The organism is Streptomyces sp. D2-8 (genome assembly GCF_023184515.1).
Lineage (GTDB): Bacteria > Actinomycetota > Actinomycetes > Streptomycetales > Streptomycetaceae > Streptomyces.
The window spans coordinates 99,716-120,772 of sequence record NZ_JAAHBP010000009.1 but is presented as its reverse complement, the minus strand read 5'-3'; the positions used below and the strand labels follow the sequence as shown (position 1 = coordinate 120,772).

At 72.3% G+C, this 21,057-nt stretch carries 19 protein-coding genes; 10 read left to right on the top strand and 9 right to left on the bottom strand.

All coding sequences use genetic code 11. The features are described 5' to 3' along the window. Positions 1–182 precede the first annotated feature (182 nt). Together G3I77_RS18575 and G3I77_RS18570 are read left to right on the top strand one after the other, a co-directional pair. On the top strand, positions 183–806 hold the full coding sequence (locus tag G3I77_RS18575) for a hypothetical protein (protein ID WP_248505163.1): 624 nt from the start codon (positions 183–185) through the stop codon (positions 804–806). Positions 807–1,233: 427 nt separating this feature from the next. After that, on the top strand, positions 1,234–1,716 hold the full coding sequence (locus tag G3I77_RS18570; RefSeq protein ID WP_248505161.1) for an ATP-binding protein: 483 nt from the start codon (positions 1,234–1,236) through the stop codon (positions 1,714–1,716). A gap of 57 nt (positions 1,717–1,773) precedes the next feature. Here the strand turns inward: G3I77_RS18570 and G3I77_RS18565 are convergent, their stop codons facing one another. Then, positions 1,774–2,814, bottom strand: coding sequence for a DUF2637 domain-containing protein (locus G3I77_RS18565; RefSeq protein WP_248505159.1), 1,041 nt, complete (start codon positions 2,812–2,814; stop codon positions 1,774–1,776). A gap of 303 nt (positions 2,815–3,117) precedes the next feature. Next, a complete protein-coding gene (locus tag G3I77_RS18560; protein ID WP_248505157.1) occupies positions 3,118–3,969 on the bottom strand; it encodes a (2Fe-2S)-binding protein in 852 nt (283 codons plus the stop codon). Between the two features lie 178 nt (positions 3,970–4,147). Here G3I77_RS18560 and G3I77_RS18555 point away from each other — a divergent pair, with 178 nt between their 5' ends. Continuing rightward, positions 4,148–4,990: a GntR family transcriptional regulator gene (locus tag G3I77_RS18555; protein ID WP_248505155.1), complete on the top strand. Its 843-nt coding sequence runs from the start codon at positions 4,148–4,150 to the stop codon at positions 4,988–4,990. 347 nt (positions 4,991–5,337) lie between these two features. Here the strand turns inward: G3I77_RS18555 and G3I77_RS18550 are convergent, their stop codons facing one another. Both G3I77_RS18550 and G3I77_RS18545 read right to left on the bottom strand, forming a co-directional pair. Beyond that, positions 5,338–6,105, bottom strand: coding sequence for a hypothetical protein (locus G3I77_RS18550; protein WP_248505153.1), 768 nt, complete (start codon positions 6,103–6,105; stop codon positions 5,338–5,340). A 164-nt stretch (positions 6,106–6,269) separates the two neighbouring features. Continuing rightward, a complete protein-coding gene (locus G3I77_RS18545; protein WP_248505151.1) occupies positions 6,270–7,940 on the bottom strand; it encodes a PucR family transcriptional regulator ligand-binding domain-containing protein in 1,671 nt (556 codons plus the stop codon). A gap of 307 nt (positions 7,941–8,247) precedes the next feature. Here G3I77_RS18545 and G3I77_RS18540 point away from each other — a divergent pair, with 307 nt between their 5' ends. From G3I77_RS18540 to G3I77_RS18520, 5 genes are all read left to right on the top strand, one after another. Beyond that, positions 8,248–9,138: a xanthine dehydrogenase family protein subunit M gene (locus G3I77_RS18540; RefSeq protein ID WP_248505148.1), complete on the top strand. Its 891-nt coding sequence runs from the start codon at positions 8,248–8,250 to the stop codon at positions 9,136–9,138. After that, a complete protein-coding gene (locus G3I77_RS18535) occupies positions 9,138–9,719 on the top strand; it encodes a (2Fe-2S)-binding protein (RefSeq protein WP_248505146.1) in 582 nt (193 codons plus the stop codon). Before G3I77_RS18540 ends, G3I77_RS18535 begins: the two co-directional genes overlap by 1 nt. Positions 9,720–9,721: 2 nt before the next feature. Further along, a complete protein-coding gene (locus tag G3I77_RS18530) occupies positions 9,722–12,121 on the top strand; it encodes a molybdopterin cofactor-binding domain-containing protein (RefSeq protein WP_248505144.1) in 2,400 nt (799 codons plus the stop codon). Between the two features lie 111 nt (positions 12,122–12,232). After that, the gene (locus G3I77_RS18525; RefSeq protein WP_248505142.1) at positions 12,233–13,690 is read left to right on the top strand and encodes an NCS2 family permease; all 1,458 of its coding nucleotides are present in this window, start codon (positions 12,233–12,235) and stop codon (positions 13,688–13,690) included. Positions 13,691–13,737: 47 nt separating this feature from the next. Continuing rightward, entirely contained in the window at positions 13,738–14,889 is a 1,152-nt protein-coding gene (locus G3I77_RS18520) for an XdhC/CoxI family protein (RefSeq protein ID WP_248505141.1), read from the top strand. A gap of 200 nt (positions 14,890–15,089) precedes the next feature. Here G3I77_RS18520 and G3I77_RS18515 read toward each other — a convergent pair whose 3' ends face one another. Beyond that, positions 15,090–15,530 carry an SRPBCC family protein gene (locus tag G3I77_RS18515; RefSeq protein WP_248505140.1) on the bottom strand — a complete coding sequence of 147 codons (441 nt, stop codon included), beginning with the start codon at positions 15,528–15,530 and terminating at the stop codon, positions 15,090–15,092. 74 nt (positions 15,531–15,604) lie between these two features. Beyond that, positions 15,605–16,372, bottom strand: coding sequence for a polysaccharide deacetylase family protein (locus tag G3I77_RS18510; RefSeq protein WP_248505597.1), 768 nt, complete (start codon positions 16,370–16,372; stop codon positions 15,605–15,607). A 166-nt stretch (positions 16,373–16,538) separates the two neighbouring features. Here G3I77_RS18510 and G3I77_RS18505 point away from each other — a divergent pair, with 166 nt between their 5' ends. Together G3I77_RS18505 and G3I77_RS18500 are read left to right on the top strand one after the other, a co-directional pair. Then, positions 16,539–17,540, top strand: coding sequence for a glycosyltransferase (locus tag G3I77_RS18505; RefSeq protein WP_248505139.1), 1,002 nt, complete (start codon positions 16,539–16,541; stop codon positions 17,538–17,540). Next, entirely contained in the window at positions 17,537–18,151 is a 615-nt protein-coding gene (locus tag G3I77_RS18500; protein WP_248505138.1) for an HAD-IIIA family hydrolase, read from the top strand. Before G3I77_RS18505 ends, G3I77_RS18500 begins: the two co-directional genes overlap by 4 nt. Positions 18,152–18,166: 15 nt before the next feature. Here the strand turns inward: G3I77_RS18500 and G3I77_RS18495 are convergent, their stop codons facing one another. The 3 genes from G3I77_RS18495 to G3I77_RS18485 all read right to left on the bottom strand — a co-directional run bounded on the left by G3I77_RS18495 (position 18,167) and on the right by G3I77_RS18485 (position 21,025). Then, positions 18,167–18,487 (bottom strand): DUF3040 domain-containing protein, encoded by a 321-nt coding sequence (locus G3I77_RS18495; RefSeq protein ID WP_248505137.1) that lies wholly within the window; start codon positions 18,485–18,487, stop codon positions 18,167–18,169. 106 nt (positions 18,488–18,593) lie between these two features. Further along, on the bottom strand, positions 18,594–19,541 hold the full coding sequence (locus tag G3I77_RS18490; protein ID WP_248505136.1) for a polysaccharide pyruvyl transferase family protein: 948 nt from the start codon (positions 19,539–19,541) through the stop codon (positions 18,594–18,596). Positions 19,542–19,582: 41 nt separating this feature from the next. Beyond that, complete coding sequence (locus tag G3I77_RS18485) at positions 19,583–21,025, bottom strand: family 43 glycosylhydrolase (protein ID WP_248505135.1); 1,443 nt, start codon at positions 21,023–21,025, stop codon at positions 19,583–19,585. Positions 21,026–21,057: the final 32 nt, after the last annotated feature.

The window sequence follows — 21,057 nt, the reverse complement described above, 5'->3', positions numbered from 1 at the left end:
ACGTCAGACGGGCTGGGATGGTTCCACCGTGCCGGATCGGACGCGAGCTGTTGCATCCGGGCGGTGGGACCGCCGATGCTCTTGGTGTCGCACCGACCAGGCCCGGGCCGACCAGCCGGCCTCACCGCGGCATCCACATCCACGCACTCGTCACCCACGCACTCGTCCACGGGGGAACACCCATGCCCATGCGCATTCGAGCAAGCGCTCTCACCGCCCTGACCGTCGCCGCCCTCGCGGCGGGCACGGTCCTCACGGCACCGGCCGCCGGGGCCGCGACGAAGGCCGCCGCACCGAAGTTCCTGTCGGCGTCCCAGCTGCCGCCGCACCCGACCTCGGCCTGGACGGCCGGCCCGGTCACCGAAGGCTTCCCGGAGGGACTCGGCTTCTGCGTGAGCACGGAAGGCGTGCTCGACTACGACTACCGGCACCGGGAGTTCCGGACCGACCTGGACACCGGCGCCGTGCAGTTGACCGTTGTGACGGGCACAGCCGCCCAGGCCAAGGCCCTGGCGAAGCACTACGACGACCTGATCCGCACCTGCGCCGACCGCATCGAGGAGAACGACCCGGACGTCGAGGCCGAGGGCCGGGACTACGGTTCGCTGCCGGTCGAGGAAGGCGCCCGCGTCCGCGGCCTGCACACCGAGACGTCCTGGGGCGCCACGGACATCTCGCTGCTGTCCGTCGGACGGGACGGCAGGACCGTCACCGTCGTGTCGTGGGGTCAGATGGGCGACTTCGACGACGCTCCCGTGGCGGCCTTCAAGAAGACGACGACCACCGCCGTCAACAAGCTGTACTGACCGCGCCTCCGCCGGAAGACCGGGGCCGTCCTCCCGCCACGGGGGTGGGGAGGACGGCCCCGTACCGGTCGTGGCGGCCGTCAAGACCGTCGCACTTCGGCCAACTTCACCGGAGCCCCGCCCACGGGGGCCCGCCGCCCCAGCCCTTCACCGCGTACGCCGCGATCGACAGCCGGTCATCGGCCCATCGTCCGATCTACGGCGGTCGGGCTCCGCCCGAGTGCCTTGACCGGCTACCCTCTTGTCCCCCTCCCCTCCACCGCCGTACTGCCCGGTCGCCCGCCGCCCGGGCCGCCCGCCCCGTTCCGGTGGCCGAACACCCGGTCGTTGACGATTCGGCATGACTGCCGCGTTCCCGCCTGGGCATGGATCCCCGTGAACGTGTTCGAGCAGGAGGGGAACCGACATCGGCGCGCGGGCGGGGGTCATGGAGAGGCAGGTACGACGAGGCGGTCCCATAACGATCGGGGGCTTCTCGGCGAAGACGGTGGAGGACAGGACCGACGACGTCACGGAGCGGGATCCGGCGCCGCAGTTGCGGCGCAGACTCGGGCGGGCGGACCTGCGGGCCGTCCCGGAAGCCCGCAGGGCACTGCGGGAGCTGCTCGGACAGTGGGGGAGGCACGGGCGGTCCGACGTGGCGGAGCTGCTCACCAGCGAACTCGTCACCAACGCGATCGTCCACACCGACCACGACGCGGTCCTCACGGCCACCGTCGGACCCCGCGGACTGCGGGTGGAGGTACGGGACTTCGTGGCCCGCAGACCCCGAGTGCGGGTGCCCGTCGCCGACGAGGGCACGAACGGCAGAGGCATGTTCCTGGTACAGGCCCTCGCGGACGCGTGGGGGGTCCGGCCGCACGGCGTGGGCAAGGCCGTCTGGTTCGAGCTGGAGTCCGAGGCGGCGTGAACGCCGAAGGGGCGCGGCCCGCAGGCCACGCCCCCTCGCCGCTCTGATGCGGCTCGGCTAGCCGAACTGCTGCTCCAGGTCCTTGAGCTTGCGCTCCAGGGAGTCCAGACGCGGCAGCGCCATGGTGTCGTCCTCCGCGGTGAGGTCGACGGTCACAGGGTCAGCTCCTTTGCGCACCGGCTGAAGGGAGGGACGCGAGCGCACGGGCAGGGGCTCCGGCGCGGATATGGCAGGCTCCGCGGAGACCTGCGAGGAGCCGCGCTCCACCTGCACCTCCAGCTGCCGTCCGCCGCCACGGCCGAAGTGGCCGCGGTGACCGCGGCTGATCGCCTTCAGCTGGGCCCGCTCCACGCGCTGCTGGTCGCGCCGCCGCTGGCGGGTCTCGTCCTTCTTGCGCTTGTCGTCGCGCACCTCGTCGACCGCCTCGTCCAGGCTGCGCACACCCTCCAAGAGCATCAGCGACCAGGCGCGGTAGGTCTCCCGGGGGGCCCGCAGCCAGCGCACCATACGGATCTGCGGCAGCGGGCGGGGCACCAGGCCCTGCTCCCGCAGGGCGGCCCGGCGGGTCTGCTTCAGCGCGCGGTCGAAGAGGACCGCGGCCGACAGGGACATGCCCGCGAAGAAGTGGGGGGCACCAGCGTGGCCGATGCCCCGGGGCGCGTGCACCCAGTTGAACCAGGCCGCGGCGAAGGCGAACGTCCAGACCAGTATCCGGGAGCCGAGCGCCGCGTCACCGTGGCTGGCCTCGCGCACCGCGAGGACGGAGCAGAACATCGCCGCGCCGTCCAGGCCGAACGGGACGAGGTACTGCCAGCCCCCGGAAAGTCCGAGGTTCTGCTCGCCGAAGCCGACCAGGCCGTGGAAGGAGAGCAGGGCGGCGACGGCCGCACAGCAGAACAGGAGGAGATAGGAGAGGGTGCCGTAAACGGCTTCCTTGCGTCTGCGGCGTTCCTCGCTGCGCTCCCAGGAGTCGTCCGCGCTCGTGTCCTTGACCGAGGAGCGCTTGCCGCGCGCGAGCACCGCCACCGCCGCCAGCATGCCCAGGAGAAGCACGGCGCCCGGAAGCAGCCAGTTCAGCGATATGTCGGTCAGTCTCATCTGGGTGGTCCCTTGCATTGGGATAGGGCGTGACGCCCGCCATAGTGGCCCAATCCCATCGGCCCTCAGGGGGTTTCGGGGCAAGAGGCCGCCAAGGAAGTGCAAGGGAATGCCCAGGGCGGCGTTCTGCTCGAACTGCCGCTTGAGGGGCGGGAGTTGAGTTCGAACAAGACTACCCGTACGAGTGGTTCTCCGGATAGTTCCCGTGACGCGTGAGGGGATTGTGAATCGCCTGCGGGCCTGTGGAGGCCCGGTTCCGCGATGATCTTACGGGACGGCGGGAGCGGTGGGGTCCGCGAGCGCTCAACTGGCCGTGGCCAGCAGCTTGGTGACGCGATCCGTGTCGCAGGTGCGCGGGCAGGTGGCGCAGGTGTCCTCCGGGCGCAGCGTGTAGAACATGCAGCAACTCGCGCGGTCCCGGGTGAGCAGCGGCTCGCCGCCGGGGCCGGTCAGCTCCCGGAACGCCGCCGTGCCGACGTACGGCTTGGTCGCGCCCGGCAGGAGCAGCTCCAGCTCGCGCATCGCGCGCCGCTCCTCGATCTCGCCGAGCAACTGTGCGATGTACCAGACCCCTTCGACGATCTCGTCGGTCGCCATGCCCCACAGGGCGCGGCCGCGGCGTCGCATCCGGGGGCCGAATCCGGTCAGGACCGGCTCCAGGTGCTCGGCGACCGCCGCCCGCACCTCCGCGCGCAGCGCCTCCTCGTCGGGGACGATCCGGGCACCGGGCAGCGCGGCCGCCTCGTCGTCGGGCAGGCAGGCGAAGCCGGCGGGGCGGACGGCCAGGTGCCCGAGGGTGTGGCCCGGGGCGGTGCGGTCGTACGAGACGTGTGTCACGGGGTAGCGGGGGACCCGGCGGTGCAGGAACCACGGCACGGTGATCAGGAGGCAGGCGGGCCAGGCGTAGCGGTGCAGGCCGAAGCTGGCGACGACGTCGGGGCGGGCCTGCTGGTCGTAGTCCCGCTGGATCTGGTCCACGTCCCACGCCAGGAAGCGGTCGAGGGCGGGGCCTGCGGCCGCGAGGTCGGCGGCCGCGGTCCAGCCGCCGCCGTTCGGGGTCTCGTCGCCGGCGTTCAGTTCGGTGACCGCGAGCCCCGGGAGGACCTCGGCCAGGCGGGCGTAGGCGCCGGAGACGGCCGAAAGGGGCGCAGGCATGTGATCACCGATCCGTCCGGGTGAAACGGGGTCTTTTGAAGGTAAGCCTAACCTTACTCAAGATCGCGGGAAATTGAACTGGGATTTGAACTGGGGGCCGGGGCGCTTATGGTGCTTGACGGACGAGTAACAACCCGTCGTAATGACCCCAAGTACTGATACGTCCGGAGGAGGACCCGTGAAGCAGGGAGCGCAGGGCTCCGCGGACACGGGGACTCCGTGGGCGGCGGCAGGTTCGGCGGCCGGACCGGGTGTGCCGGCCGGGCGGGCGCAGGCGCAGCCTCAGGTGCAGTCGCAGCCGCGGGTGCCGCAGCAGGCCGGGGCGGTGCGAGGGGAGCACACGCACGGTGAGCCGCCCGTGCCGGTCGCTCCGCGGGTTCGGCCGGTGGTCCAGCGGGCCTCGGTGCGGGGGCAGATCCTGGACGCGCTGCGTGCCGCGCTGGTGGCCGGGGATCTGCGGCCCGGAGCGGTGTACTCGGCGCCGGTGCTGGGCGAGCGGTTCGGCGTCTCGGCGACGCCGGTCCGGGAGGCCATGCAGCAACTGGCCCTCGAAGGGGCCGTCGAGGTCGTGCCGAACCGTGGGTTCCGGGTGGTCGAACGGGGTGTGCGGGAACTGGCGGAACTGGCCGAGGTCCGGGCGCTGATCGAGGTCCCGGTGATGCTGCGGCTGGCCCGTACCGTTCCCGCCGAGTGCTGGGCCGAGCTGCGGCCCCTCGCCGAGGCGACGGTCCGCGCGGCGTCCTCCGGCTGCCGTGCGACCTACGCGGAGTCCGACCGGGGGTTCCACCGGGCCGTGCTGTCCCTCTCGGGCAACGGGCAACTGGTCCAGATCGCGGAGGACTTGCACCGCAGGGCGCAGTGGCCGCTCGTCGGGGGTGGACCGGCGGGCCGGGGGCGGGCCGACCTGGTGGCGGACGCGCACGAGCACATGGCGTTGCTGGACGCGCTGGTCGCACGGGATCTGGATGTGGTGCGAGCGCTGGTGGGGGAGCATTTCGCGGGGGCGGCTGCGGCCGGTTGAGCTTGAGCGGCGGTGGGGGTGCGCGTGCTTCGCGTGATGCCGGGGGGTGAGTCGGGGCCGGGTCGGGGGGTGTCCGTCCTCGGAACGGCGCGATGGGGTGTCATACCGACTGACCGGCGTTGACGCGCCAACCTCTGCGGGCGGACACCCCCCGACCCGGCCCCTTCCGTCGTGCGGCGGCTGCGGGCGCGTGGGGGCGGGCCGCCGCTTCCGCTGAGCTGCGGGCCACGGGTGGGCGATCGGGGTCCCCTGCTCGAGCGAAGCCGAGAGCTCGGGGGAGGCACCCCGTCACGCCGGGCCGCGCGCCTACCCGTCCTCAGCGACAGCGCCGAGCGCCCCGCACCCCCTCAGGCCGTCGCGGCCGGTGGGACCGGCGGGGCCAACTGGCGGGACAGCCAGGTCGGTACGCCCCCGAGCAGGCGGAACAAGCGGCGGGCCTCCTCCCGCAGTCGGGAGGCCTCCGGCTCCGTCTCGGTGTCGGCGAGGGACACCAACGCCGGGGCCGTGCCCACGAGATAGCCCAGTTCCTCCCGGATCCGCAGCGACTCCGCGAAACCGTGCCGCGCCTCCGCCAACTCCCCTTCCCGCAGGGCGAGTCCCGCCAGGTGGCGCCAAGTGAAGGACAGCAGGAGCGGGTCGGAGTGCGCCGTCGCGCCCGCGTGGGCGCGACGGTACGCGGCGCGGGCGGCCTGGGGCGCGCTCGTCAGGTTCTCCGCCAGGAGCCCGCGACGGAAGTCGAGGAGAGCCCGCGCCGGAGCCCCCGGAGGGATCAGCGCCGCCGCCCGCCCCAGCGCGGCCCGCGCCTCGTCGGCCCGGTCCCGCACCGCGAGCAGCGTCGCCGCGTAGGCCAAGTACCCGCGTTCACAAGCGGCCGCGCCCCGCTCGTCGTCGCTGTGGGCCATCGCCTCGGCCGTGCGCAGCGCGTCCTCGGCCTCCTCCCAGCCCTGCTCGGTGTACAGACACCGCTCCACCAGCAACGACGCGCGCTGGAGCGCCGCCGCCGGTGTGGCCGGCAGCAGCAGGGCGGCCGCGTCGGCCCAGCACCCGCGGGAGCGCAGCCGCCATACCGCGGTCTGGAGGGGATCGTCACCGGCGGTCGTTCCGTTACCAGACATGGCGGTATGCGCCACGTTGCCCTCCCCGAGCACGCCATCGAGCTGTTGAGTGGTGGCGGCATCTCAGCACGAATCGGCGGGCCGGGCCAAGGGGGCGGGTGAAGGATTTCACAAAGTCGTGGGACTCGGGGGTGCCCCGGTTTGCCGCCGGGACACCCCGCGTATCAGCTCATGCGCAGGGCCAGGAAGAAATCCAGCTTGTCCTCGAGCCGCGACAGGTCACGGCTCGTCAACTGCTCGATTCGGCCGACCCGGTAGCGCAGCGTGTTGACGTGCAGGTGCAGACGGGTGGCGCAGCGGGTCCAGGAGCCGTCGCAGTCGAGGAAGGCTTCGAGGGTCGGGATCAGCTCGGCGCGGTGGCGGCGGTCGTAGTCGCGCAGGGGGTCCAGGAGGCGGGCCGTGAAGGCCCGGCGGACGTCGTCCGGGACGAAGGGCAGCAGCAGGACGTGCGAGGCCAGCTCCTGGTGGCCGGCCGCGCAGACCCGGCCCGGGCGGGCCGCGGCGACGCGCCGTGCGTGGCGGGCCTCCTCCAGCGCGCCGCGCAGGCCCTCCGCCGAGTGGACGGCCGCGCTGACGCCCAGGGTGAGGCGGCCGTCGTCGAGGCCCGCCGTGAGGGGGTCCCGTACCGATTCCAGGAGGACCTCCGCGAGAACGCCCGTCTCCGAGCCGTCGTGCTCCGAGGAGACGGCCGGGAGGGGCACCAGTGCGATGGCCTCGCCGCCCGTGTGGGCCACGGCGATGCGGTCGGAGTGCTCCGGCCCGGCGACCGCGGGGTCGACGAGGACCTCCTCCAGCAGTGCCTGTGCCACCGGGCCTGCCTCGATCTCCTCGCCCTCCCAGTCGACGCGGGCCACGACCACCTGCCAGTGCGGCGCGGCGCCCAGGCCGGGCAGCAGCACCGGCGCGGCGACGCGCAGACGGGCGGCGATCTCGGCGGGCGCCGCGCCCGTCTGGACCAGTTCCAGGACCTCCTGGGCCAGGCGGCGGCGGACCGAGCGGGCCGCGTCGCGGCGGTCCCGTTCGACCGCGATCAGCTGGGTGACGCCGTAGAGCAGGTCCAGGCGCTCCTCGGGCCAGTCCCCGGCGTCCGCCTCCACGGCCAGCAGCCAGTCCGACAGGACGGTCTCGCGGTCGTCCCGGGCCGGCTGCGGGGAGCGGCCCGTGGAGCGGACCGGGAACAGGGAGTACGTCATGGCGCCCAGGACCACGCGGTGGGGGCCGCGGCGGCCCGTGCGGGTGGCGGCCAGGTGCTCTCCCGCGAGCCGGGCGCACGCCTCGGGCGGCAGGGCGGGACCCGCCGCCTTCGAGCCCGCGATCAGGCGGCCGGTGGGGGAGAGGACCCAGGCCCGCAGGTCCAGGTCCGTGCCGAGCAGGTCCAGGACCACGTCGGGGCCGCCGCCCGCCGGGCCCGAGGTCATCATCCGGCGGTGGCGGTCGACGACCGCCGCGAGGTCGCCGGCGCGCTCGCCGGAGACCTGCCGTACGACGTGCTCGGTGATCGTCGCGAACGCCACCGACTCGTGCACCGCGAAGAGCGGGAGGCGATGACGGGCGCAGGCGACGACCAGGTCCTCCGGTACGTCCCCGAGCTCGGCCTCGCCCGCGGCGAGGGCCGTCACGCCCGCCTGCACCAGGATCCGGACGAACGGCTCCGAGTCGTCGGCGTCCCGGCGCCAGGCCAGGCCCGTGAGCACCAGTTCACCGCCCGCGAGGTAGCGGCTGGGGTCGCGGAGGTCGGTGGTCATCACACCCCGCACGGTGCGGTCCAGCTCGTCCTCGCCGCCGAGCAGCTTGAGGCCCAGCGCGTCGGTGTCCAGCAGTGCGCGCAGCCGCATTCTCGTCGCCGCCGTTCTTTGTCTCGAAATCAAACCCTGCCCGGGCTGTGTCCCAGGTCACGCGACCGTGTCGCGCGTTTCCACAGGAAAACGAGGAGGTTTCTGAGGGCCTCCGTTCATACGAATCTACAAGATGCCTGTCCTGGCCAGCCAACTCCTTCATGGTTTCCGTGACTGACTCGCTCGGCGCAACGCGCTGTGTACTGAGACCACTACGCGTTAACAGCACATGAAACGAGCCGGGACCGCCGCACACGGATTGGCTCAATCTGAACGCCCCACGAGAAGACGAAGAAGAGAGCCGGTCATGGACTTCCTTCGCCCCGCCAGCTGGGAGGAGGCGCTCGCCGCGAAAGCCGAGCACCCCGCAGCTGTGCCGATTGCGGGTGGCACCGACGTGATGGTCGAGATCAACTTCGACCACCGCCGGCCCGAGTACCTCTTGGACCTGAACCGCATCGGCGACCTCTCCGAGTGGGAGGTCGGCGAGGAGAGCGTACGGGTCGGTGCCTCCGTGCCGTACACGAAGATCATGGAGAACCTGCGCGCCGAGCTGCCGGGTCTGGCCCTCGCCTCGCACACGGTCGCCTCCCCGCAGATCCGCAACCGCGGCGGCGTCGGCGGCAACCTCGGCACCGCCTCCCCGGCCGGCGACGCCCACCCCGCGCTGCTCGCCGCGGGCGCCGAGGTGGAGGTCGAGTCGGTGCGCGGCTCACGCCGGATCCCGATCGACGAGTTCTACACGGGCGTGAAGCGCAACGCGCTGGCGGCCGACGAGCTGATCCGCGCCGTGCATGTGAAGAAGGCCGACGGGCCCCAGCAGTTCTCCAAGGTCGGCACCCGCAACGCCATGGTCATCGCCGTGTGCGCCTTCGGGCTGGCCCTGCACCCGCGGACCCGGACCGTGCGGACGGGCATCGGCTCGGCCGCGCCGACACCCGTTCGGGCCAAGGCCGCCGAGGAGTTCCTGAACGCCGCGCTGGAGGAGGGCGGCTTCTGGGACAACGGCAAGATCATCACCCCGTCGGTCGCCAAGCAGTTCGCGGACCTGTGCTCCGCCGCCTGCAACCCGATCGACGACGTCCGGGGCACCGCGAGCTACCGCCGCCACGCGGTCGGCGTCATGGCCCGCCGCACGCTGACCTGGACCTGGGAGTCCTACCGCGGCACCCGCCGCCTCACCGAGGGAGCTGCGTGATGCGCGTCAACTTCACGGTCAACGGCCGTCCGCAGGAAGCCGACGACGTGTGGGAGGGCGAGTCCCTGCTGTACGTGCTGAGGGAGCGGCTCGGCCTGCCGGGTTCGAAGAACGCCTGCGAGCAGGGTGAGTGCGGCTCGTGCACGGTCCGTCTGGACGGGGTGCCGGTGTGCTCGTGCCTGGTCGCCGCCGGACAGGTGGAGGGCCGCGAGGTCGTCACCGTCGAGGGGCTCGCCGACTTCGCCAAGCAGCGCGCCGAGGGCGGCTGCGCGACCGGCGCCTGCGGTACGACGCTGCAGAACGCCCAACAGTGGGAGGCCAAGGGCAGCGACTCGCACACCGGCGAGGGCACCGAGCTCTCGCCGATCCAGCAGGCGTTCATCGACGCCGGCGCCGTCCAGTGCGGTTTCTGCACCCCCGGTCTGCTGGTCGCCGCCGACGAGATGCTGGAGCGCAACCCGACCCCGACCGACGCGGACATCCGCGAGGCCCTGTCGGGCAACCTGTGCCGCTGCACCGGCTACGAGAAGATCATGGACGCGGTCCGCCTCGCGGCCGCCCGGCAGGGAGAGGCGGTCTGATCGTGTCTTCCCCGAACGGAACCCCGACCAAGATCACCCAGGGGTCCCAGACCAAGGGCGGCATCGGCGAGAGCACGCTGCGCCCCGACGGGACCCTCAAGGTCACCGGCGAGTTCGCCTACTCGTCCGACATGTGGCACGAGGACATGCTGTGGGGGCAGATCCTCCGCTCGACCGTCGCCCACGCCGAGATCGTGTCCATCGACACGAGCGAGGCACTGGCCACGCCGGGCGTCTACGCCGTGCTGACCTACGACGACCTGCCCACCGACGTGAAGAACTACGGGCTGGAGATCCAGGACACCCCGGTCCTCGCCCACGGCAAGGTCCGCCACCACGGCGAGCCGGTCGCCATCGTCGCCGCCGACCACCCGGAGACCGCCCGCCGGGCCGCCGCGAAGATCAAGGTCGACTACCGCGAGCTGCCCGTCATCACCGACGAGGCCTCCGCCACCGCTCCCGACGCGATCCTCGTCCACGAAGACCGCGACGACCACCACGCCGGCCACGTCCCGCACCCCAACATCGTGCACCGCCAGCCGATCATCCGCGGTGACGTCGCCGCCGCCCGTGAGCGCGCCGACGTCATCGTCGAGGGCGATTACACCTTCGGCATGCAGGACCAGGCCTTCCTCGGCCCCGAGTCCGGCCTCGCCGTGCCGGAGGAGGACGGCGGTGTCCACCTCTACATCGCCACCCAGTGGCTGCACAGCGACCTGCGCCAGATCGCGCCCGTGCTCGGCCTGCCCGAGGACAAGGTGCGGATGACACTGTCCGGCGTCGGCGGCGCGTTCGGCGGTCGCGAGGACCTGTCGATGCAGATCCACGCCTGCCTGCTGGCCCTGCGCACGGGCAAGCCCGTCAAGATCGTCTACAACCGCTTCGAGTCCTTCTTCGGGCACGTCCACCGCCACCCCGCGAAGCTCCACTACGAGCACGGGGCCACCAAGGACGGCAAGCTCACCCACATGAAGTGCCGGATCGTCCTGGACGGCGGCGCCTACGCCTCCGCCTCCCCGGCGGTCGTCGGCAACGCCTCCTCCCTGTCCGTCGGCCCGTACGTGGTCGAGGACGTGGACATCGAGGCCATCGCCCTCTACACCAACAACCCGCCCTGCGGCGCGATGCGCGGTTTCGGAGCGGTGCAGGCGTGCTTCGCCTACGAGGCGCAGATGGACAAGCTCGCCGCGAAGCTCGGCATGGACCCGGTGGAGTTCCGCCGGCTCAACGCCATGGAGCAGGGCACGCTCCTGCCGACCGGGCAGCCCGTCGACTCCCCGGCCCCCGTCGCCGAACTGCTGCGCCGCGTCAAGGCGATGCCGATGCCGCCGGAGCGCCAGTGGGAGTCCAGCGAGGGCGCCGACGTACGGCAGCTGCCCGGCGGCCTGTCCAACACCACGCACGGCGAAGGCGTCGTACGCGGAATCGGCTACGCGGTCGGCATCAAGAACGTGGGCTTCTCCGAGGGCTTCGACGACTACTCCACCGCCAAGGTGCGCATGGAGGTCGTCGGCGGCGAGCCCGTCGCGACCGTGCACACCGCCATGGCGGAGGTCGGCCAGGGCGGCGTCACCGTCCACGCGCAGATCGCCCGCACCGAGCTGGGCGTCGCGCAGGTGACCATCCACCCGGCCGACACCCAGGTGGGCAGCGCCGGTTCGACGTCGGCCTCCCGGCAGACGTACGTCACCGGCGGCGCGGTGAAGAACTCCTGCGAGCTGGTCCGCGAGAAGGTCCTGGAGATCGGGCGCCGCAAGTTCGGCTCCTACCACCCCGCCTGGGCCACCGCCGAACTGCTCCTGGAGGGCGGCAAGGTCGTCACCGACGGCGGCGAGGTCCTCGGCGACCTGGCCGACGTCCTGGAGGACGAGGCCGTGGAGGTCGAGGCGGAGTGGCGGCACCGGCCGACCGAGGCCTTCGACCTGCGCACCGGCCAGGGCAACGGGCACGTCCAGTACTCCTTCGCCGCGCACCGCGCCGTCGTCGAGGTCGACACCGAACTGGGCCTGGTCAAGGTCATCGAACTGGCCTGCGCCCAGGACGTCGGCAAGGCGCTCAACCCGCTGTCGGTGCTCGGCCAGATCCAGGGCGGCACCACGCAGGGCCTGGGCGTGGCGGTCATGGAGGAGATCGTCGTCGACCCGAAGACGGCGAAGGTCAAGAACCCCTCCTTCACCGACTACCTGATCCCGACCATCCTCGACACGCCGACCATTCCCGTCGACGTGCTCGAACTCGCCGACGAGCACGCCCCGTACGGGCTGCGCGGCATCGGCGAGGCACCCACCCTGTCGTCGACCCCGGCCGTCCTCGCGGCGATCCGGAACGCGACCGGGCTCGAGCTGAACCGGACCCCGGTGAGGCCCGAGCACCTGACGGGTACCCAGCTCCCCGAGGGCTGAGCAGTCGCGATCCCCTGGGGGGCTTCGTCCCCCCAGGTCCCTTGTTCGTCTCGGGCCGTCCCCCGGGTCGTGAACATCCCAACCCCCTTTGAAACTTGGGAGACGGCACCCATGACCCAGCAGTCAACAGAGCCGAGGACCACAGCCGACGACGCGGGTGAAGGCACCCGCGTCCCGGCCGGACGGTCCTGGCTCGACCGGTACTTCCACATATCCCACAGAGGGTCCAGCGTCGCCCGTGAAGTGCGCGGCGGCATCACGACCTTCATGGCGATGGCGTACATCCTCCTGCTCAACCCCCTGATCCTGTCCGGCAAGGACGCGGCCGGGGCCACGCTCGCCCAGCCGGCCCTGATCACGGCCACCGCGTTCGCGGCGGCCGTCACCACCCTGCTGATGGGCTTCGTCGGCAAGGTGCCCCTGGCCCTCGCCGCCGGCCTCTCCGTCTCCGGAGTCCTCGCCTCCCAGGTCGCGCCCGAGATGACCTGGCCGCAGGCGATGGGCATGTGCGTGATGTACGGCGTGGTCATCATGCTGCTGGTCGTCACCGGCCTCCGCGAGATGATCATGAACGCGATCCCGCTCGCGCTCAAGCACGGCATCACCATGGGCATCGGCCTGTTCATCGCCCTCATCGGTTTCTACAAGTCCGGTTTCGTGCACCAGGGCGAGGCCACCCCGGTCACCCTCGGCCCCGCGGGCGAACTGGCCGGCTGGCCCGTTCTGCTCTTCGCCGGGACCCTGCTGCTGATCTTCATGCTCCAGGCCCGGAACATCCCGGGCGCCATCCTCATCGGCATCGTCAGCGGCACGGTCGTCGCGGCGGTCCTGAACGCCGCCGGCGTCGTCGACCCCAAGCAGTGGGCGGGCGGCGCACCCGAACTGCACGGCAGCGCCGTCTCCATGCCCGACTTCTCGCTCTTCGGGGACGTGCGGTTCGGCGGCTGGGGCGAGGTCGGCGCGATGACGGTCGGCATGATCGTCTTCACGCTGGTGCTCGCCGGGTTCTTCGACGCGATGGCCACCATCATCGGCGTCGGTACCGAGGCCAAGCTCGCCGACGACAAGGGCCGGATGCCGGGTCTGTCCAAGGCGCTGTTCATCGACGGGGCCGGCGGCGCGATCGGAGGCGTGTCCGGCGGCTCCGGCCAGACGGTGTTCATCGAGTCGGCCACGGGTGTCGGCGAGGGCGCCCGCACCGGCCTGGCCTCCGTGGTCACGGGCGCGTTCTTCGCGGCCTGCCTGTTCTTCACCCCGCTCACGGCGATCGTGCCGTCGGAGGTCGCGTCCGCCGCCCTCGTCGTCATCGGCGCCATGATGCTGATGAACGCCCGGCACGTGGACTGGGCCGACCGGGCCACCGCCGTCCCGGTGTTCCTCACGGTCGTGCTGATGCCGTTCACGTACACCATCACCACCGGTGTCGCCGCGGGCGTCATCTCCTACGCCGCCATCAAGACCGCCCAGGGCAAGGTGCGCGAGATCGGCGCCTTCATGTGGGTCCTCACGGCGGTGTTCCTCGTCTACTTCGCCCTCAACCCGATCGAGAGCTGGCTGGGCGTCCACTGACGCCCCGTCGCAGCCTTGTCGCCGCAGCCTTAAGGAGACCGAGACAGATGCTGGACATCGCCGAGGAGCTGAACCGGTGGGTCGAGCAGGGCCGTGACTTCGCCGTCGCCACCGTGGTGGCCGTCGGCGGCAGCGCGCCCCGCCGGCCCGGCGCCGCGCTCGCGGTGGACACCGAGGGCACGGCGATCGGCTCGGTCTCCGGCGGCTGCGTGGAGGGAGCGGTCTACGAACTGTGCGAGCAGGCGCTGCGGGACGGCGAAACCGTCCTGGAGCGCTTCGGATACAGCGACGACGACGCCTTCGCCGTGGGCCTGACCTGCGGCGGCGACATCGACATCCTGGTCACCCCGGTACGGGCCGCCGATCCGGTCCGCCCAGTGGTCAGGGCCGCGCTCGCCGCCGCCGCCCGAGGGGAGGCGGCGGCGGTGGCGCGGATCGTCTCGGGCCCGGACGAACTGACGGGCCGGGCCCTGGTCGTCCGGCCCGACGGCTCCCGCGAGGGCGGCTTCGGCGCCCATCCGGAACTGGACCGTACGGTCGCCGCCGAGGCCGGCGCCTTCCTGGACGCCGGCCGCACCGGCACCCTGGAGATCGGCGAGCAGGGCTCCCGCTGCGGAGCGCCCCTCACGGTCCTCGTCGAGTCCTCGGTCCCCGCACCCCGCATGATCGTGTTCGGCGCGATCGACTTCGCCGCCGCCCTGGTCCGCATGGGCAAATTCCTCGGCTACCACGTCACCGTGTGCGACGCGCGCCCCGTCTTCGCGACCCGGACGCGCTTCCCGGAGGCCGACGAGATCGTCGTCGAGTGGCCCCACCGCTACCTCGAGCGCACCGACGTCGACGCCCGCACGGTCCTGTGCGTGCTGACCCACGACGCCAAGTTCGACGTGCCCCTGCTGAAGCGGGCGCTGCGCCTTCCGGTGGCGTACGTCGGCGCCATGGGCTCCCGGCGCACCCACCTGGACCGCACCGCGCGCCTGCGGGAAGTCGGCGTCACCGACCTGGAGTTGAGCCGGCTCCACTCGCCGATCGGCCTGGACCTCGGGGCCCGTACGCCCGAGGAGACGGCCCTGTCGATCGCGTCGGAGATCGTCGCCGGCCGGCGTGGCGGCAGCGGCCGCTCGCTGACCGGGGCGCACACGCCGATCCACCACGAGCCGGAGTCGCGATCCGTGGGGCGGATCGGGTCGGTGGCCTGAGGGGTCCTTTCGCTATGAGCGTCCGATCAGGTCGCGTGGTCTGGTGCCGTGCATCGCAAGGCGCCGGAAGGTCCTCGTAGCGGAGCTACCAGGGCCTTTTGGCAACGCGGCGAGGTGCGGTGCCAGACCACGCGACCCGGGCGGGCATAGTGAAAGGACCCCTGAGGCCCTGCCGGGAACGCGTGTCGGCGGCCGGTGCGTCAGGGCTGTCTGAGCAGGCGGTTCAGGGCCCGCCCGAACACGTACCGCGAGGAGCGCCGCACCACGCCGTCGAAGAGCGACGGCAGGAACCGGACCCGGATCTCCTCCCGCCAGATCACCCGCGTACGGCCCCCCGGCCCCGGCCGCACTTCGAGTTCGGCCCACCCCAGCACCACACGGCCCCGCTTCTCCAGCCGGCACAACCCCGCAGCCCCGCCCTCCGGCGGCTGCCACACCGTGACCTCCATCGGGTCGTCGAAGCCCAGCGGCCCTGCGCCCGAGCGGGCCACGACGACGGTGCCCTCGCGCGTCGGCCCGGGCGGCACCACCCTGACCACCGTCAACGGCACCGCCTCACCGTGCCGCGGCCACTGTGTGATGCGCCGCCACGCCTCGTCGAGGGAGAGCGGGACCGTGCGGTTGAGCAGGATGTTCGCCACGGCACGATCGTAGGGCTGCGCTGGTCGGCTGCCGAGGAGCCGGTGCGGGGCGCGGCGGGGCGCGGGGGTGGGGACTACCGGTACACCTTCCCCGGCTCCGCCTTTCCCGGTGCCAGGAGTTGAGGCACCGTCACGAAGACGTAGCCGCGTTCCTTCAGCGCGTCGATGATCCCCGGTACCGCCGGCACCGTGCCGTCGTAGATGTCGTGGAGGAGGATGATCCCGTCCCGGGAGGACTGGGCGAGGACGCGGCGGGTGATCAAGTCGGAGTCGGTCGTCCGGTAATCCTTGGCCGTGACGCTCCACAGCACCTCGGCGAGGCCCAGTTCGCGGCAGATGGCGTGCACGGTGTCGTCGGTGCGGCCCTGCGGCGGGCGCATCAGGGTCGGGCGCCGGCCGGTGAGGCGTTCTATCTCCTCGTTGGGGCGCTCCAGTTCCTCGCGTATCTCCTCGGGTCTGAGCCGGGTCAGGATCTTGTGGTCCCAGGTGTGGCTGGCCACCTCGTGGCCCTCGTCGGCCATGCGCCGCACCAGCTCCGGGTACTTCTCGATGTGCCGCTCGCCGAGGAGGAAGAAGGTCGCGGGGACCTGTTTCTCCTTCAGGATGTCCAGCAGCCGCGCGGAGTTCTCGCTCGGTCCGGCGTCGAAGGTGAGTGCGATGCACTTGGCCTCGCGGCAGTCGACGGTGCCGAAGCGGACCGCCTGCACGTCCGTGGCCGGGCGGGCCCGGACGGCGCTGGGGGCCGTGGTGTCGGCCCCCGTGCAGCCGCTCAGGGCGAGGGTGAGGGCGGCGGTCGCCGCGAGCGTCCCGGCCGTTCGGAACGTGGTCCCCGTTTTCTTCATCTTCTTGGTCGGAGAAGGCATGCCGGGACTGTACATCGCGTGTATACGCGCGATGTACAGTCGCCGAGGCCTGCCCTGACGGCCTGACCTGGTGTTTGAGGAAGCCGTACCGCGGCACTCGCCAGCACGGTAGTCCGCGCACGCCGCCGGAGGGAGGGCCGCCCGCATGACCTCGTACGCCGTCGTGATCCCCACCCTCGTCCCGGACACCCTCGCCGACTGTCTCGCCGCGCTCGCCGCCGCGACCGGGCCGCGCCCCGAGGAGATCGTCCTCGTCGACGACCGGACCGAGCCCGAACCCGGGCCGCTGCACCACCCGTTGAGCGTCCTCGGCGACCTGCGGGAGCGGACCACCGTGCTGGGCGGCGGCGGTCGTGGGCCCGCCGCCGCCCGCAACACCGGGCTGCGCGCCGTGCACACCCCGTGGACCGTGTTCCTCGACGACGACGTCCAGGTGGGGGCCCGCTGGTGCGACCAGCTGGCCGAGGACCTCGCCGAGGCGTCCCACGACACCGCGGGCGTCAAGGGCGTCCTGGCCGTGCCCCTGCCCGGCGAACGCCGCCCCACCGACTGGGAACGCGGCACCGCGGGACTCGTCCGGGCCCACTGGGTCACCGCCGACATGGCCTACCGCACGGAGGTCCTCGAGGAGGTCGGCGGCTTCGACGAACGCTTCCAGCGCGCCTTCCGCGAGGACGCCGACCTCGCGCTGCGCGTCCTCGACTCGGGCTGGCGCATCCGGCAGGGCTGCCGCACCACCCGCCACCCCGTGCGCTCCGCCTCCCGATGGGCGTCCGTGCGCCAGCAGCGCGGCAACGCCGACGACGCCCTCATGCGGCATCTGCACGGCCCCGACTGGTGGGCCAAGGCCGTCGCACCGCGCGACCGGATCCGCACCCACGCGGCCATCACGACCGCCGGGGTCGCCGCCTGCGCCCTCGCCGCCACCGGGCACGGCCGGGCCGCTACGGCCTGCGCGCTCGGCTGGGCGGCCGGCACGGCGGAGTTCGCCCGCGCCCGCATCGTCCCCGGCCCGCGCACCCGCCACGAGGTGACGACGGTGCTGGCGACCAGCGTGCTCATCCCGCCCACCGCGACCTGGCACCGGCTGGCAGGTGCCTGGCGCCACCGCCACACCCCCGCCTGGCAGGAGGAGGCCACCCCGTGAGCCCGGTGAAGACCGTGCTGTTCGACCGCGACGGCACGCTCGTCGAGGACGTCCCGAACAACGCCGACCCCGACCGCGTACGCCCGGTCGAGGGCGCCCGCGAGGCGCTCGCCCTGCTGCGCCGGCACGGCATCCGCACCGGCGTCGTCACCGACCAGCCCGGTGTCGCCCGCGGACTGCTCACCGACGCCGACGTCCGCCGCGTCAACCACCGCATAGACGAACTCCTCGGCCCCTTCGACGTGTTCGCCGTCTGCCCGCACGGCCCCGACGACGGCTGCCACTGCCGCAAGCCGCAGCCCGGGATGCTGCTGTGGGCGGCCGGGCGGATCTGCACCAGGCCCACCGAGCTCGTCGTCATCGGCGGCCTGGGCGCCGACGCCGAGGCCGCGCGCCGGGCGGGAGCCCACGGCATCCTCGTCCCGAACGGGCGGACCCGCCCCGAGGAGACCACCGAGGCCGACCACGTCGCCCCGGATCTCCTCACCGCCGTCCGCGCGGTGCTGGACGGACCGCCGAAGGGCCGTGTCCTCGCCGACGAACGCCCTATCCAGGAGGCGTTCACGGCCGACCCCGCCGTCGGCGAACCGCCCGGCGCCCCGCGGCCGTAGCGGGAGGGGTCGTGGTCAGCTCCCGCACCACCGGTGCGTCAGCCGGAACGCGGCGAACATCGTCAGGGGCCATATCGCGGCGAACGCCCAGATCACCCCCGGATCGGATGTGACGATGCCGGCCACCATCAGCCCGGCCGACACCGCGACCAGGACCGCCACGGTCCAGACCCGGGGGCGGTAGGACGCCAGACGGGCCAGGATGCGGCCGAGGCCGGGGCGACGGCTCACTCGGTGCGTGCGCAGCTTGCGGTCGAGGCGACGGTCACGGCGCAGGGCGCGTTCCATCTCGTCGAGGATGCGCTGCTCGTTCTCGGGAAGTCGGCCGAGGGACACGCTCTCTCCTTCCGGGCGGCCGGACCGTCTCTCCTCCCGGGGGGACGTGCGGCGGGGGAAGTACAGCGGGGGGACGTACAAGCGGGTGCCCCGTGGTGCGCCCGCGCTAACCGGGCACCGGCCGTGCCAGCGCCTCCACGAGCCGGTCCGCGCTGTCCGGCACGGTGCCTTCGCGGAACCCGTCGCGGATCTGCCGCGCGGTCACCCGGCCGCCGGTCAGGCACCAGTCCCACCAGCGGTCCAACTGCCGCACGTCCAGCCGCTCGGCGGGCACCAGCGCGGGCCAGCCGCAGGCACGGGCCTGCGCGGTCAGCTTGGCGCCGCCCGCGACCGGGTCGACGGCCAGCACCGGCGTGCCGACCCGCAGCGCGATCACCAGCCCGTGCAGCCGGTCGGTGACGACGAGGTCCAGCCGGGCCAGCACGGACTGCAGCTGCGCCGGTGTCGCGCTCAGATGCCAGTCGTGCGTGTCCAGCCGGGTCTCCAGTTCCAGCCTGCCGCAGTCCTTCGCGGTCAGCCAGCGGGTCACCTCCTCGGCGACCTGTCCGTGCCGCCGCAGCTGCCCGTACTCGTGCTGTCCGTGGGCGAGGATCACCCCGACGACGGGCCGTGCCGGCACGTCAGGGGCGCGGGCCGCGAGGTCCTCCACCGGCTCGCTGTCCGGCCCGTCCCGGGGCAGCACCCGGTCGAAGCCGGTCACGGCCGCGCTCGCGGGGTCGATCACCGAGGTGCCGACGGCGATCCGCACGCAGTGCGCGAACCTCCGGTGCAGCCCCTCTACCTGCGGCCCGTGCAGCGGGCCGGACACGAAGACCAGGTGGGTGTAGTCCTCGGGCCACAGCCGGTCCAGATGCAGCGCCTCCGGACGGAAGCGGGGACTCCAGGCGACGTCGTAGGGGATGCCCGTCCCCCGCAGCACGTCCTCCACCCGGCGCAGGGCCAGCACGTCCCCGGCGGTCGCCTCACTGTCCCGGAAGCTGAACCAGCCGGTGAGCAGCACCCTGCGCGGTCGTTTGCCCTGTTGTGTGTGCACATGCCCTGAGTGCCCGTCCATCGGGAAGACATTCAGGGCATTACGCGCATTTACCGTGCCCGTCACTGGGTGTAGAAGGTCGCGTCCGCCCGGTCGGTGGCGGTGCTCACCGCCTGCACGTTCAGCAGGTACTCCCAGTGGCGGACGTATCGCCCCGGGTAGTTATGGGACTCGTACGACACACCCGCCGGGTCCGCAAGTCCGGCGCGCTGCCGGAAGGTCGCGTCGGACGCGAACTGCGCACTGCCGTCGTTCTTGCGCAGCCACACCTCGAAGTTCTCGTGCCGCAGGTAGTAGCCGGGGAAGTTGGCCGATTCCAGCGAGACCGTGCCGCTGCCGGCGAGGCCCGGCACGACGCGGAACTGCGAGTCGGCGAGCTTGGTGACGTTCGCCTCGATCCGGGCCCGGTAGTCGTAGTGCCGGACGAACCGGTCCGGGAAGTTGTACGAGGAGAAGCGCTGCGGGGTGACCCCGTCGGCCACGGGGATGCCGAAGTCGGGCGTGCCGTCGGCGTTCCAGTACACCTTCTGCACGCGGGTGCGGCGGTTGGGGTCGTCGAGGGGGTCGCCGCTGATGTCCTTGTAGCTGCGGTCGTGGTAGACGAGGACGTCGCTCCTGCCGTCCTCGGAGACCGTGAACGAGTTGTGGCCCGGGCCGTACTGGCTGGTCGCGGCGCTGCTCGCGAACACCGGGGTGGGGCTCTTGCTCCAGGACGCCCGGCTGAGCAGGTTCGCGCTCGCGGACGCGGTGAGCATGCCCAGGCAGTAGTTGGCGTCGGTGGCGCTCGCGGAGTACGTCATGAAGACCTTGCCGCCGCGCTGGATCACGGCCGGGCCCTCGTTGACCTTGTAGCCGACGGTCTCCCAGGAGTGGGTGGGCCGCGACAGCATCACCGGAGTGCCGGTGATCGTCCAGGGGTTGGCCATCTTCGCGAGGTAGAGGTCGGTGTTGTTGTTCACGGACGGGTCGCGCTGAGCCCAGGCCAGGTAGCGCACGCCGCCCACGACGAACGTCGTGGCGTCGAGCGAGAAGCTCTCCCACTGGGTCCTGATCTGGCCCTTCTCCGTCCAGGAAGCGGTGAGCGGATTGGTGCCGGTGCCCTCCAGGACGTACATCCGGATCGCCCACACGTCGTGGGTGGCGCCGGCGGCGAAGTACACGTACCACTTGCCGTCGATGAAGTGGATCTCCGGCGCCCAGATGTGAGCGCCCATCACACCGCTGGTGTGCTTGGTCCAGATCGTGGTCTCGGGTGCCGTCTTCAGGCCCTGGATGGTGGTCGCCCGGCGCAGCACGATGCGGTCGTACTCGGGGACGGTCGCGGTGAAGTAGTAGAAGCCGTCGGTGTGTTTGAAGATGTGCGGGTCGGCCCGCCGCTCCGCGATCGGGTTGGTGTAGGTGACGGCGGGGGAGTCGGGCACGGCGGCCCGCGCGGGCGCGCCCGCCAGACAGGTCGCGAGGGCGACGAGGGCGGCCAGGAGCAGCCGTACGGCTCTACGTCTCAAGGGAGTTCTCCGGGGGATCAGGTGGTGGGTAC

What these genes read in the sequence shown, in the direction of transcription:
- G3I77_RS18575 (WP_248505163.1), top strand. Translation starts at nt 183, where the DNA reads ATGCCCATGCGCATTCGAGCAAGCGCTCTCACCGCCCTGACCGTCGCC.
- G3I77_RS18570 (WP_248505161.1), top strand. Translation starts at nt 1,234, where the DNA reads ATGGAGAGGCAGGTACGACGAGGCGGTCCCATAACGATCGGGGGCTTC.
- G3I77_RS18565 (WP_248505159.1), bottom strand. Translation starts at nt 2,814, where the DNA reads ATGAGACTGACCGACATATCGCTGAACTGGCTGCTTCCGGGCGCCGTG.
- G3I77_RS18560 (WP_248505157.1), bottom strand. Translation starts at nt 3,969, where the DNA reads ATGCCTGCGCCCCTTTCGGCCGTCTCCGGCGCCTACGCCCGCCTGGCC.
- G3I77_RS18550 (WP_248505153.1), bottom strand. Translation starts at nt 6,105, where the DNA reads ATGTCTGGTAACGGAACGACCGCCGGTGACGATCCCCTCCAGACCGCG.
- G3I77_RS18545 (WP_248505151.1), bottom strand. Translation starts at nt 7,940, where the DNA reads ATGCGGCTGCGCGCACTGCTGGACACCGACGCGCTGGGCCTCAAGCTG.
- G3I77_RS18540 (WP_248505148.1), top strand. Translation starts at nt 8,248, where the DNA reads ATGGACTTCCTTCGCCCCGCCAGCTGGGAGGAGGCGCTCGCCGCGAAA.
- G3I77_RS18535 (WP_248505146.1), top strand. Translation starts at nt 9,138, where the DNA reads ATGCGCGTCAACTTCACGGTCAACGGCCGTCCGCAGGAAGCCGACGAC.
- G3I77_RS18525 (WP_248505142.1), top strand. Translation starts at nt 12,233, where the DNA reads ATGACCCAGCAGTCAACAGAGCCGAGGACCACAGCCGACGACGCGGGT.
- G3I77_RS18520 (WP_248505141.1), top strand. Translation starts at nt 13,738, where the DNA reads ATGCTGGACATCGCCGAGGAGCTGAACCGGTGGGTCGAGCAGGGCCGT.
- G3I77_RS18510 (WP_248505597.1), bottom strand. Translation starts at nt 16,372, where the DNA reads ATGAAGAAAACGGGGACCACGTTCCGAACGGCCGGGACGCTCGCGGCG.
- G3I77_RS18505 (WP_248505139.1), top strand. Translation starts at nt 16,539, where the DNA reads ATGACCTCGTACGCCGTCGTGATCCCCACCCTCGTCCCGGACACCCTC.
- G3I77_RS18490 (WP_248505136.1), bottom strand. Translation starts at nt 19,541, where the DNA reads ATGGACGGGCACTCAGGGCATGTGCACACACAACAGGGCAAACGACCG.